The sequence below is a fragment of the Amycolatopsis sp. lyj-23 genome, from assembly GCF_046549135.1.
Lineage (GTDB): Bacteria > Actinomycetota > Actinomycetes > Mycobacteriales > Pseudonocardiaceae > Amycolatopsis.
The window spans coordinates 18,261-29,978 of the sequence record NZ_JAJPWN010000013.1; the positions used below are offsets into that span (position 1 = coordinate 18,261).

An 11,718-nucleotide genomic window follows, 5' to 3' on the forward strand; every position below is an offset into this window, starting at 1 on the left:
AATCCCCAGGATCGCGCCACCGTCTACACGAGACAGACGTCTTATTTGCCGAACCCGCTTGACTTCATGGGTCGAAGGAAGCGTCCATAGTCGTGTAGCCCGAACACACCGGCAGCGCACCGGGGGCCACACCCGCTCCGGCCGGGGCATGACCACCCGCCACCGATCACGAACGCGAATCGAGGGATGTCATGTCCAGCAAGACCCGCACCCGCAAAATCCCCACTACCACCAGCACGACCGGAACCGACCGGACGCTGCGGTCGGTTTCCGAGCAGACCGTCGCCACGAAGGTCCGCACGGAAACCGAAGACAAACTGTGGGAGGCGTTGCACGCCGCCCCGAACAGCACCGCCGCCGACCTGTCCACGGCGGCGAAGATCGGGAAGTCGACCGCGCAGAAGATCCTCGTCAAATGGGTTGCGGACGGCAGCGTTACCCGCACCGCCGGGATCGTCGAGGGTGGGCGGCGCGCCGCCGACTTGTGGGCAATCACCGAAGTCGACACCACCCAGGTCGACCCGGCTCCGGTGGACACCGCTGCGGCGGACGACACCGACGCGACCGACACCACGCCCACCGAGCCGGAGGTTCCTGTCGTCGGTCCGGTCGTCCCGGACGCGCCCGCCGCCGACGACGAGGGTGACCCCGTCGAGCCGACGGACACCACACCGACCGACGCCGCAGCCGATGACGCGCAGGACCCGGTCGAGACCGAAGCGGCCGACCTCGTGAAGGCTGAGCCTGTCGTCGCCGAGGTGAGCGAGCCCGCCGCCGACGGCGCGGCGACCGACGTCGACAAGCCGACCGAGGATGGCGCGGACGCGACGGGCGAGAAAAAGGCACGGCTGGCACCCGGTGGGTTGCGGGGGATGGTCGAAGACTACCTGCGAGACCACCCCGGCGAGGAGTTCGGCCCCACCGCGATCGCGAACGCGTTGGGCGGGAAGTCGTCGGGCGCGGTGAGCAACGCGCTGGACAAGCTGGTCGAGGGTGGCGTGGCGGCGAAGACGCAAGACAAGCCGAGGCGGTTCGCGCTCGCCCCGGCAGAGCAGGAGGCTGCCCCCGCGTCGACGAACTAACGCCCGACGACATGGCGAATGTGGTTGTGTCCCAACGTAATCCCCGTTGGGACACAACCACATTCGCGTCCGCTCGCTATCCGGTCGGCAGATCTCCGGGATACGGAGACGGCGCGTGTGCCTGGTCGGCCAGATGCGCCCACCAGGAACCGGTGTGCCGGACCGACACGGCAACCCCGAGCGCGGTCAGCACCCGCAGTACGTAAACCTCGATGAACGAGATCTGGTTGCGCACTACCTCGTGCGTTGCCGCGAAATCGCCTGCGTCGAGGGCGTCGCTGAACGCTTGGTCGGCGGCGCGGTTGTCGCGGTCGGCCTCGCACAACGGCCGTCAGGGCGGCATCGGTGGCGACGGTGTGCCCGGCTTCGGCGGCCCAAGCGACAGCGGCCTCGGCGATCGCTGCCATCGCCCTGGTGTCGGCGACCGCTGCCCGGCCCGCGCTGTCGGCTGGGGCGTTGAGCACTGTGATCCACCGGTGCCCGTCAGGGCTGTCGGCCAGCAGCAGCGCGGTGTCGCTGTCCTCGACGACCGCAATCAGCACGGGCGCGGCCGTGGCCTCGACGAGTGCGGCGGCCCAGCCGGGTACGTCCGGGAAGTCCCCCATGACGGCGGCGAGCTGCCAGTGGTCGCCGTGACGGCCGACGAACTCCGCCTCGAGCGGTGCCAGCGTGTCGGTCAGCACGACCCGAGTAGAGCGAGGATGAGCGAACCGGTGAAGCCCATGATCGGAACCTTGTCGTTCGGGTGGTCAGCGCGGTGGCCACGGGTGCGGTTGGTGGGTGCGGTGGGCGGTGACGGCCTGCGCGGCGACGTCAGCGGCGGACTCCAGCAGCTCACGGGCGTGATCAGGGTTGCTGCCCTCGGCGTCGCGGTCGGCATCGAGCACGAACCGCAATACGGTCACCACCCGCTCGTGGGCGAACGGCGCATCGACAGGCAGCACGTGCAGGCCACGAGCCGAGGCGGGCCGCAGCACTCGTGCAGGACCCTGCGGATAAGCCGGAGCGGCGAGGTCGGTCAGAGGGGGGCCAAGGCCGGCCCAGCACGTTAAGGGGGTCAACTTTCCGCGGCGCCGGCCCACGGGCGAGGGCGACCTCGCCGCGGGGTTTGGCCGCGAAACGGTAGGCCGGCGGCAAGGTGGGCTCTGATCGGGATCTGCAGGCCCCGGTAGCCGGGCCAGGTGAGAGTCGCGGTCTTGGGGGTGGTGTCACCGAAACACTGAGAGCACGGCGGGCGTCTCGGTGTCGCCCGCCTCGCCGAGGCGGGGCCAGCTCGACCGGCTCGCCGACGTCGCCAGTGAGCCCCGCCAGCGGGCGTTCGGTCCGGTGCCGACGTAGAAGTCGGCGTCATCACGGGTCATGCTGGATACCACCGGGTGGTAGCGCGGCCGAGGCTCAGACGGCTTTCACCCAGAGGCACCGCGCGGGATCCCAGGTCGCCTCGGTGTAAAGCCGGTTGAGGTCAGGCAAACCAGGGCCGATCATCCAGCCGAGTTGCTCGCAGTCGACCAAGCCGGGCCACCACCCGGTCCAGACGTCCCGGCCGCAGTCGTGGTCGAGGTCGCACATCAGCCGCTGCAGCCCGGTCACCAGGCACCGCGCGACGTCACACCCGCCGTCGTACTCGTCGTATTTGTGTGGCTCGCCGACGGCGACGGCGCAGTCCGGACAGGTCGCCTCGAAGTCCAGGAGGCGGAACTGTTTGCCCTGAGCGTTTTCGTTGTTGTCGTTCATCGCGTCTCCTGCGTCCGGCGGTTTCATCGTCGGGCTCGTCCCAGAAGTTCGTTCCATGCTTTGGCCTCATGCGACGCGTTCATCCGGATGGACTTCCATGCCGGGTTCGTCTCGGCGATCGCGAGCTCGGTGACCAGTGACGACCCTTGGGTCATGACCTCGGCGATCCGCAGGTGCCCCCCCGGGCCCCCCGCGAGGCGCCGGCGAGGCCCGCCCGTTATTGGGGCCTTGGGGGCAACGGCTCGGCCAGCGCGGCGGTAAGTCCGGGCGCGGTCGTTGTCATCACGACCACCCCAGGGCGTTGGCGGCGAGCGCGGGCAGGTACCCGACCTGCGCGCCCGCGCCGAGCCACACCACGGGCGGGTCGGTGCGCGTGGGGCCTTCGTACTCGGCGTCGTCCGGGGTGCACGCGACCCGCGCGACGAAATTCTCCAGTGGGTAGCCGGGTTGCGTGGCGAGCCGTACCGGGGCGGTCGGGTCGTACTGGCCGAGGGCGGCGATCAGGTCACCCACGGTCGCGACGTCGGTGTTGGTCATCGAAGGTCATCTCCAATTCCGGCGTTCCGGGTGTGCGGGTTGTTTCAGTGGGTGGCGCGCAGGGCGGCGGTGGCGGCGCCGCCAATGGCCTGCGCGGTGGTAGTGGGGTCGGTCATCACGTGCACGGTCGCCCCGGTCATCGGCTTGCGCCCAAGGACGTCCGGGGCGATCCACAACACGGCGCAACCGGTGGCGCGCAACCGGTCGAGAAGCTGCTGCCCGTTGCGGCGGGGCGCGTCGCGGAATTTGCCGTCGGACACGATGACCAGCAACCGCGCGGCACCGGGGCGCGACAGCCCGAGCGCGCCGTCGAGGGCGTCGATCGCGGTGTCGATGGCTTCCCAGTTGTCGCGGGTGGCGAAGTCGGTCACGGCGGCGGGGGCCTTGCCGGGGCGGGTGATCGGGCGGACGTGGTGCCCGAAGATCACGGTGGCGGTATCGGCGGGCACCGGACTCTGCGCGGCGGCGTTGGCCAGAATCCACGCGGTCGAGGCGACCGGTTTCGCGAAGCTGCCCATGGAACCGGACACGTCGCACGCGATGCCCAGCCGCAGCGGCGGGGTCGGTACGGGCGTGCGGGCGGTGCGGGTGAACGGTTCGGCGGTCGGCATCGCTCCGGCGGCGAGTTGTGCCTCGCGTGCCAGTGCACCGCGCATCCGAAGGCGTCCGGGCGGAATCGGCGAGGTCGTCTTCGTCGCCACCCGGTCACGCACCCCGGCGGTGGTCAACGCGCGCCCGAGCACCCGCGCGGCGGTGCGTTCGCCCGTGGTCGGCGGGCGGGTGCCGATCGTTTCGGTACGCCCGTCAGGGGGACAACCGACCGTGAACACGGTGCGGGCGGCGTCATCGGCCTTCTTCTCGGCGGCGTCGGCGGCGGCCTTCTTGCGGGCGGCGATCTCGGCGGGGTCCTCGGGCAGCTTTGCCCGCGCCACCGCGCGCGCCACCTTTCCCAGTGCTTTGCCGATCGCGTCGGCCAGCGGGGAGGGCGACGGGGTGCCGGACGGGTCGGGGGTGGCCGACGGGTCGGCGAGGTGCGGCGGGGTGGTGTCGGGGTCCGGTCCGATGATCTCGCACCACTGGCGGCCGAGTTCGATCATGGCGGCGGTGTCGTCGTCGGCGGTGCGGAACGCCTGACGCCACACCGCGCGCAGCTTTCCGAGTTTATCCGCGCCGAGCACGTCTTCCACGGCACGCGCGACGGGCGCGGTTTCGGTGCGGGTGAGGATGCCGCCGTCGGTGCGTCCCAGGAACAGGGCGGCGGTGTGGGCGGCGTCGCGCGGGGTCATTTTCGGGGCGAAGGCGGGGTCGTCGAGTTTCATGCCGCCCGTGACGATGGTTTTCACGCACGCGCGCAACCAGTGGCGGTCGTCGGGGCGGCGGCGGATTTGTGCCCGTTCGATCCGGGGCTCTTCCAGCAGCAGGGCGGCGTCCACCACGCCGGGGCCGGCTTCGGCGGGGACGGCGGCGAGCCATTTGGTGTGTTTGCTGTGTGCGCACTCGTGGGTCAGCGCGCCCCACGTGGGGGCGTAGCGTTTCCGATCGCTCATCCGGTGCGGTTTGGCGGTGGCGGGGTCGACCGGGTGCAGGTGGGTCCCGTCGACTTCGATCATGGCGGTGGCGGGCAGGAAACACGCCGGGGCACCCTGTCCGGCACCGGGCACGATGGTGACCAGCAGGTCGTCGCGGTCGGCGATCGCGGGGACTTCGGCGGTCAGCGCGGCCGATAGCGCGTCCCATCCGGGGGCGGCGGGGAACACGGCCGAGGCGGTGGCGGCGGGGTCGGCGATCATGTGCGCGGTCATCGCGGTGTGTCCTTTCCGGACGGTTAGGGTGCGGGCGGCGGTGGGTCAGATACGGGCACCGAGTGCCAGCGGGGCAACGGTTTTGCCGAAGGCGGCCTTGACGGCGGTTGCCACGATGTCGCGGTCCTCTTCCGGGGCGGTGCCGATCAGGTTCCCGGCTGCGGCGTCGGTGCCCAACACGTCGGCGATCTTCTGGAATGCCAGCAGTTCGCGCAGTTGCGGTGCCCACCGGATCTCGCCGTTGGTCTGTCGGGTGGACAGGTTGCGCGCCACGGACACGGCGCGGGTGTCGATCTTGAGTTGGGTGGCGAGGTCGTAGTCGGTGGACACCTGGATCTGCACGGAAAACCGCGACGCCAACGCATCCGACAGCACCGCGCCGTGCACGCCGGGGTTGTGTCCGGCCACGACGTAGAAGCCGGGCGCGGCGTCGATGACCTCGCCGCCGTTGGCCTTGATCATGATCTGGCGGCGGCCGTCCATCGCGGGGTACACCACGGCGAGCACGGTCGGCGGTATGAGCGTGGCGTCGTCGATGAACAGGGTCCGGCCTTCGTGCATCGCGCGGACCAGCGGACCGTGCACGAACACGAATTTGCCGTCCGGGGTTTGGGTGTACTCGCCCACGATGTCGGCGACCGTGGTGTCCCCGTCGCCCTGAACCGTGACCAGGTCACCGAAAGCGGCCTCGACGACCGAGGTCTTCCCGGTTCCGGGTGGTCCGTACATCAGGGCGGCGACCCCGGCGTCGCGCAACTTGCGCAGCGCGGTCACGTCCGGAAGTCCGGACAACTTGCGCGGGTGGTAGAGCTGCCCGTTTGGGCGCGTGACCGGACCGGTCACGGCCGGAGTCGTTGCCGGGGCGGCGGGTGTGGTCGTCGCGGGCAGTGTCGTCGGGCGGGGTGTGCGGGGGCGGCGGGGTGTGCCGGACGGGACCGCCACGGGCGCGGCGGCGGCGTCGGCGGTGGTCGGGGTCGACCGGTAGCGGACCGGTTTGGCCGAGGTTTGTTCGGCGTAGCCTCCGGCGGTGAGCGCGGCGAGCGCGTTGCCGATCGCGCCCGATGACTTCCCGCCGAGTGCGGCGGCGATGTTGCGCGGGGTCAGTTCGGTGCCCGCCTGATCGGTGAGGACTTGCGCCACCTGTCGGCGGAGTTCGCCGTTGGGCAACCGCCCACCCGCCGGGGCGGTGGTCGTCGTGCCGGATGCCGCCGGGGCGGTCGTCGGCGTGGCTGGCGTGGTCATCGCGGGTGGGTCCTTTCGGATCTAGTGCGGGGCGGCGGGAACGGTCAGGCCGCCACGGCGGCGGTGTCGTCGATGACGTCGGGCGCGTTCTGGTGGGCTTCGGCGGCGGCGTCGGCCGATTCCGGGGTGTGGCCGTATTCGACCCACCCGCAGTAAAAAAACGCGGTCACCGTGTTGTCGGTTTCGGTGGCGGTGTCGGCGTAACACATAATCGGTCCCATTCGTCGGACATGGCTCGCGCCGGGTGTGGTATTCGGTGCGGTTTCCGGTTTCCCCGGTGGTAATTCAATTATGACTCTGCCACGCGCCGCGCGCAATAAAAATGGCCACCCATTTTTAAGACTCTTTTCGTAGTCGTCGCGGGGAAATAGAAAGCCGTCCGTACGGTCACAATTCCAGTCGTCATTGCACCAGTTTTCGCAGGTCGGCGACCCCCTTGTCGTGCGCCGGCCACCGCGGACGGGAATGTCAAGGCAAGGGGCAAGGAATGCCATCGGCAGAGGATAAGAAACAAAACAATAGGGAAAGTGAGTAAGGGTCAAGGTGAGAGATAGCCAAAAGGTGAGAACAGATGAGCGATGAGGGCGCCGGCCACCCAGTCCGCCCCGATGTGTCTACCGGCTTGTGAACAAGCGAGTCTGGGATACCAGCGGATCCCCCTGCGGCGTCACTGACCAGCATCTCCGCAGGCTGCAGGGGGTGGTCCTCTAATCTGATCCCCCGTATGAACCCCATCATGAACCCCCGTATGAACCCCCAAAGGAAGCCACTGTGCGTGTAGATGATCTCCAGTGCGACTACTGTGAGTGACATTCGGTCACGGTTCGCCTTGAGTAGGAATACGGTGGGCCGGTTCCGCCGTTCGGCGTAACGTGGAGGGCTCTACTGCTACGAGACGAGGAGGCCAGGACCGGCTCTGCGGCCGTGCTGACCAGGCACGACCGTTTAGGTGGCAGTCGCAGGGGGCACGTCGCCGGACAAGGGGACGACGGGCGCGGCGCGAGGGTCGGGTCAGTGCACACGGGGAGGCGCTATGAAGGTCGGGGACGAGGGGTTCCTTCGGGGTTTGTACAACCTGAAGTATCTTTTCGGAGACAAGTGGGCACCGGCCATCCTGGTCACGCTCTCGGGTGGCCCCATGCGGCGAAAAGAAATTCTCTCCACGATCAGCTCGTATTCCATTGGTGAAGAATGGTCGGACAAACACGCCGTCCTACACGATAGCATTCTGGCCCGCACATTGAAAAAGATGACCGAAGAAGGTCTGTTGAAGCGGGTCCGGTGCACAAAGACTTTTCCGGTCACGGTTACTTACGAGTTGAAGCCGGAAGTCTTGGAGTTCTTGACGCTGACTGAGACACTCGTGGCCTGGGCTGATGAGCATCAGGAACTCATCGCGCAGGCCCAGGCATACAGTCGCCAGAATGGCGACGAGATGGGCACCCTGACCGGAATCGCCGAGCTGGACGAACTCAATCTCGGCGATGAAGTGGACGACGAATAGGCCGAGCTGGCGCACGCCCGCACGGTCCGGGCCGGCAACGACAAGCCCTCGCCGCCGTTGCCCCACCGCCTCAGCTGGCCGCGATGCGACCACGTTCACCTTGGGCTTGTGCACTCGCGGCGTCAGCTGAGCCGACCTCGTGGCGCTGCTCCAGCCGGGCAGCCAGCCCACGAGCCTGCGGAGTCGGCGTCGCGTCGACCTCGGCGAGCCGGGTGGTCAGCAAGGTCAGCGTCCGCGGGATGGCGTCCAGCTGCCCGAGACGTTCCTGCAGCCGCATGATGTCGCGGTAGAGCAGCTCGTTGTGCGGATCGAAGGCCCGCGCGACTTCCAACAGATCCAGGGTCTGCTGTGGATCGGAGTCCACCAGCGCGCGGGCCAGCGCCGCGACAGCGTCGATGGCGTCGCGGCGGATCGCCTCGCGGGCGGGCTCGATCCACTCGTTCGACATGCCCTCGGCCAGCGGCCCGCCGTAGCTGTTGACCACGTCGCGGTACGCATCGACACGCGCCGAGTCGGTGGCAGCGGCGCGGCGGGCGGCCACGGCGTGCGCGAAGCGCCAGTAGTCACTGCGAACGCGCGCGGGATCGAGCTGGTAGCGCCCGTTGCTGGCGGAGACGACGTCGGTCACCGCGCCGTTCGTGGCCGTGGCCAGCGCGCTGCGCATCCGCGACAACGCCGTGTGCAGGGCGTTGGTCGGCCGCGCCGGCGGGTCCTGGCCCCACAAGGCCGAGACGAGCGTCTCGCGGGTGGCACCGTCCGGATGCAGCGCCAGCAGCACCAGCAACTCCTTGGTCCGGGGCTGCAAGGCGCCGGTGATCTCGCGCGCATCGCCGGTGTCACCGGGTTCGGGGTGCCAGTGCACCCGCAGGTCACCGAGCACGGTCACGGTGAGCAGCGCTCGGCTGGTGTCCGGTTCACCGCCGCTGGTGGTGGTCGGCGGTGCCTCGGCCACGGGTTTGGCAGGCTCGCTGGTGGACGCCGGTTCGTCGGCTTCGCCCTCGTCGTGGTGCTCGGTCTCGTCGGCCAAGCGCGACGGGACCTGCCGGACACCGGAGGCCGGTGGGCGCAGCCGGGCACCGGGCGGCTGAACCTGAGCGGGGCCGAGGATCTCCAGATCGGTGTCCGGGAGCGCCGGTTGCGTGACCGCGACCGTGACTTCCAGCTCGATCTCGTCCGCGCCCGAGCCGCCGGTCTCGAGCGGGTCGGCCTCGCCTGGCGCTTGGTCGTTGCCGGCGGGGTGCGCCGCCACGATGCGAGGACGCGGCACGGGCGGCGCGACGAGGTCGTCGGTGGCCGGCGGGTCAGGTTCGGCTTGACGCAGCAGGGCCAGCAGCGCGGCGGCGTCGCCGCCGCCCAGGCGGAACATCCGGGTGCCGCGCAGGGCCTCGCCCAGACCAGGGCCGGTAGCCGAGATCGAGCCATCGTCGCGGACGTAGGCGGTAACGCCGGGTTGCCACTGGCCCAGCAGCAGACCGGTGACGCCGAACGGCGCTCCGTTGTCCAGGACCGCCTGCAGTCGTGAGTGGTGTGCTGGTGGTCGTGCCACCAACACCAGCGGCGGCCACGTCCCCGGCTCGGCCTCGGGTTCCCGGCTGGCCGTGGCTCGCACCAGGGTCTCGGCCTCTACCGCGTCCAGCGCACTGTCCAGGTCGGCGACGACCCGCACGGCCGAGGGCAGGTGCTCCCGGGTTGCCCCGCGGCCGAGCACCGAGACCAGGTCGTCGGCCGGGACGATGACGATCGCCCCGGCCGACGTCGCCGGGTGGTCTGGGGAGCTGGTGAGCGCGGTGATCAGCAGAGCGCGGGCCGCGGCGGGAGCACCGGCGCCGACCAGGCCGAGGCCGCGGGCGGTCGCGAGGTCGAGGGCGACCTCGCGACCGTCGCGGACACCCAGACCCGGCGCGACGGTGGGGGGTCGGCCGGCGCCGGTCTGGGGTGCGCCCACCACAAGGGGCGGCGCGGGCGGGACACGCTGCGGACGCTGCTGGTCCTCGTCGTCCGGGTAGTCCTCGTCGAGGTCGATCTCGTCGTCGGTCTCGGAGCGCAGGTGTGCCAGCCGCAGCTGGTAGACCACCGGTGCGACGGGCAGGTCGTCGCGGTTGCCGCTGCCGGGCCGGTATCGGCTGTTGTGGCGGCGGCGGGCGACGAGCAGTGCCGCGCTGATCGCGGCGGCCAGGCCGAGCCCGACAAATAGCTCCGCTCCCCAGCGGAAGCCGGGTTCGCTCGTCGTGGGAGCCGAGTTGGTGCCGGTCGCGGTCGGTGGTGCCTGCTGGGTGGACGGCGCTGGTTGCGCTGGTGTGGACGGTTGGATGCTCGTCGGTGGCACAGCGGTGGTCGGCGGGGCGGGCGCGGTCGGCGGGGCGGGAGTGGACTGGTCCGGGTCGGCTGGCTGCTGGGGTGGCACCGTGGGCGCGCTGGCGTCGTGCGGCAGTGCGAGTTCCTCGCCGGGGAAGATCAGGCTGGGTTTGGTGAAGGTATGCCCGTTCGGTTGCGGCTTGCCCTTGTTGAGGTCGAAGATCTCCGGCCACCGCGCGCCGTCGCCGAGGCTGCGTTCGGCGATGCGCCACAACGAGTCGTGCACCCCGTTCTGCGGTGCCAGCACGACCACCGACTCCGGATATGTGGGAGCGGCGAGGATGGTGCTGTCTCCGGTGGTGGTCTGGGTGGCGAAGACCGCGTTGCGCACCATCGGGGTCTCACCGGCGGGGCCTGGGTGTTGCCGGGCTGGGGCGGTCGCCACGACTTGCGATCCGGTCCCGAGCGCCGCGGACAAGGAGGTGGATGGTGCCGGAGCGGGCCGGTTGCCCAGCACTGCCAGCAGGACCGCGCCAACCAGCACGGCCGCCAGCGCGTGCATCGGACCGGCGGCGGAGAAGTCCGGCAACCGGGCCGCGTCGAACCCGCTGCGTGCCAGGTCGACTGTGCACCGCAGGACGTCGATGGTGAACGCGGCCCAGGTGATCCAGCACAAGCAGGCGAGAAAGCTCAGCAGGAACGTGGTCGTCATCGAGCCGAGCAGCACGCCTTGGACCTCGGCCCACGTCGGGACGTGGTTCGGCAACGGCCAGCCGACGTAGTGCCACAACGCCCAGGGCAAGCCCACCACAAGCGCGAGCAGCACCGCGGCGGAGATAAGCCCTCGGAGCACCCGGCCGACGAACCGGAACATGCTGGTCAGTGCCCACCACACGCGGCGGCCCGTGCCCGGTGGCCGGGTCGGCTCCCGGCCGGACTTGTGCGATGTCGAGGTCACAGCTGACTCGTTTCCTTGGTAGTACGGGGCTTTAGGGTTCGATGCCCACCACCTCGACGAGGCAACGGATGGACGCGTCGGCGTGTCTTGGTGACAGCCGCCTGTCAGGTCACCCCCGCCGTGACGCGTTCAGGCGTGTCCGCGGTGTCGGTGCGAGGTGCGGCGGGCTCGCGCGGCACGGACGCCAGGCCGTTCGTCGGTGCCTTCGCCGCGGACGGTCCTCGGGCTGTGGTGCTCGGCGCGGTCACGGCGGGCTTTTTCTTTTTGGTGGTGCGGTTCGGTTTCCGGGTCGTGAGCCATCCGGTCAGGTCGGCTGCCGGAATGTTGGTGAACCGCGCCAGCTCGTCGATGTCCAGCACGTCGCTCGCGTCAGCGAGTACGTCGCCGAGCTGTCGTTCGACCTCGTCGAGTTGCACGGCGAGCTCGCTTCGGGTTTTGGCGAGTTCGCCGACTTGCTTTGCCGCGGCGGATCGCTTCAGACGCCGAGCCGTGTCGGCCGCCTCGACTCGGCGGTCGATCTCCTCAGCCGTGGCGATCTCGTCGGTCGTAGCCATCCTGATCTCC

At 69.8% G+C, this 11,718-nt stretch carries 13 protein-coding genes; 3 read left to right on the forward strand and 10 right to left on the reverse strand.

Going from position 1 to position 11,718, the window contains the following annotated elements; genetic code table 11:
* Positions 1-191 precede the first annotated feature (191 nt).
* The gene (locus tag ACLJPY_RS30400) at positions 192-1,082 is read left to right on the forward strand and encodes a MarR family transcriptional regulator (protein ID WP_410593586.1); all 891 of its coding nucleotides are present in this window, start codon (positions 192-194) and stop codon (positions 1,080-1,082) included.
* A 76-nt stretch (positions 1,083-1,158) separates the two neighbouring features.
* On the opposite strand, the gene ACLJPY_RS30405 is transcribed toward ACLJPY_RS30400, so the two are convergent.
* From ACLJPY_RS30405 to ACLJPY_RS30435, 7 genes are all read right to left on the reverse strand, one after another.
* Positions 1,159-1,407, reverse strand: coding sequence for a hypothetical protein (locus tag ACLJPY_RS30405; RefSeq protein WP_410593587.1), 249 nt, complete (start codon positions 1,405-1,407; stop codon positions 1,159-1,161).
* A gap of 424 nt (positions 1,408-1,831) precedes the next feature.
* A complete protein-coding gene (locus tag ACLJPY_RS30410) occupies positions 1,832-2,059 on the reverse strand; it encodes a hypothetical protein (protein WP_410593589.1) in 228 nt (75 codons plus the stop codon).
* Between the two features lie 231 nt (positions 2,060-2,290).
* Positions 2,291-2,443, reverse strand: a complete 153-nt coding sequence (locus ACLJPY_RS30415; RefSeq protein WP_410593591.1) for a hypothetical protein — start codon at positions 2,441-2,443, stop codon at positions 2,291-2,293.
* Between the two features lie 34 nt (positions 2,444-2,477).
* Positions 2,478-2,816: a hypothetical protein gene (locus ACLJPY_RS30420; RefSeq protein ID WP_410593592.1), complete on the reverse strand. Its 339-nt coding sequence runs from the start codon at positions 2,814-2,816 to the stop codon at positions 2,478-2,480.
* Positions 2,817-3,098: 282 nt separating this feature from the next.
* Entirely contained in the window at positions 3,099-3,353 is a 255-nt protein-coding gene (locus ACLJPY_RS30425) for a hypothetical protein (protein ID WP_410593593.1), read from the reverse strand.
* Positions 3,354-3,397: 44 nt separating this feature from the next.
* A complete protein-coding gene (locus ACLJPY_RS30430) occupies positions 3,398-5,155 on the reverse strand; it encodes a VWA domain-containing protein (protein ID WP_410593594.1) in 1,758 nt (585 codons plus the stop codon).
* Between the two features lie 45 nt (positions 5,156-5,200).
* Entirely contained in the window at positions 5,201-5,929 is a 729-nt protein-coding gene (locus ACLJPY_RS30435) for an AAA family ATPase (protein ID WP_410593596.1), read from the reverse strand.
* A gap of 52 nt (positions 5,930-5,981) precedes the next feature.
* Here ACLJPY_RS30435 and ACLJPY_RS30440 point away from each other — a divergent pair, with 52 nt between their 5' ends.
* Positions 5,982-6,140: a hypothetical protein gene (locus ACLJPY_RS30440; RefSeq protein ID WP_410593597.1), complete on the forward strand. Its 159-nt coding sequence runs from the start codon at positions 5,982-5,984 to the stop codon at positions 6,138-6,140.
* Between the two features lie 301 nt (positions 6,141-6,441).
* Here ACLJPY_RS30440 and ACLJPY_RS30445 read toward each other — a convergent pair whose 3' ends face one another.
* Positions 6,442-6,891 (reverse strand): hypothetical protein, encoded by a 450-nt coding sequence (locus ACLJPY_RS30445; protein ID WP_410593598.1) that lies wholly within the window; start codon positions 6,889-6,891, stop codon positions 6,442-6,444.
* Between the two features lie 539 nt (positions 6,892-7,430).
* Here ACLJPY_RS30445 and ACLJPY_RS30450 point away from each other — a divergent pair.
* A complete protein-coding gene (locus tag ACLJPY_RS30450; RefSeq protein ID WP_410593600.1) occupies positions 7,431-7,901 on the forward strand; it encodes a winged helix-turn-helix transcriptional regulator in 471 nt (156 codons plus the stop codon).
* A gap of 70 nt (positions 7,902-7,971) precedes the next feature.
* Here ACLJPY_RS30450 and ACLJPY_RS30455 read toward each other — a convergent pair whose 3' ends face one another.
* On the reverse strand, positions 7,972-11,154 hold the full coding sequence (locus ACLJPY_RS30455; protein WP_410593602.1) for a BTAD domain-containing putative transcriptional regulator: 3,183 nt from the start codon (positions 11,152-11,154) through the stop codon (positions 7,972-7,974).
* 104 nt (positions 11,155-11,258) lie between these two features.
* Entirely contained in the window at positions 11,259-11,708 is a 450-nt protein-coding gene (locus tag ACLJPY_RS30460) for a hypothetical protein (protein WP_410593604.1), read from the reverse strand.
* Positions 11,709-11,718 lie beyond the last annotated feature (10 nt).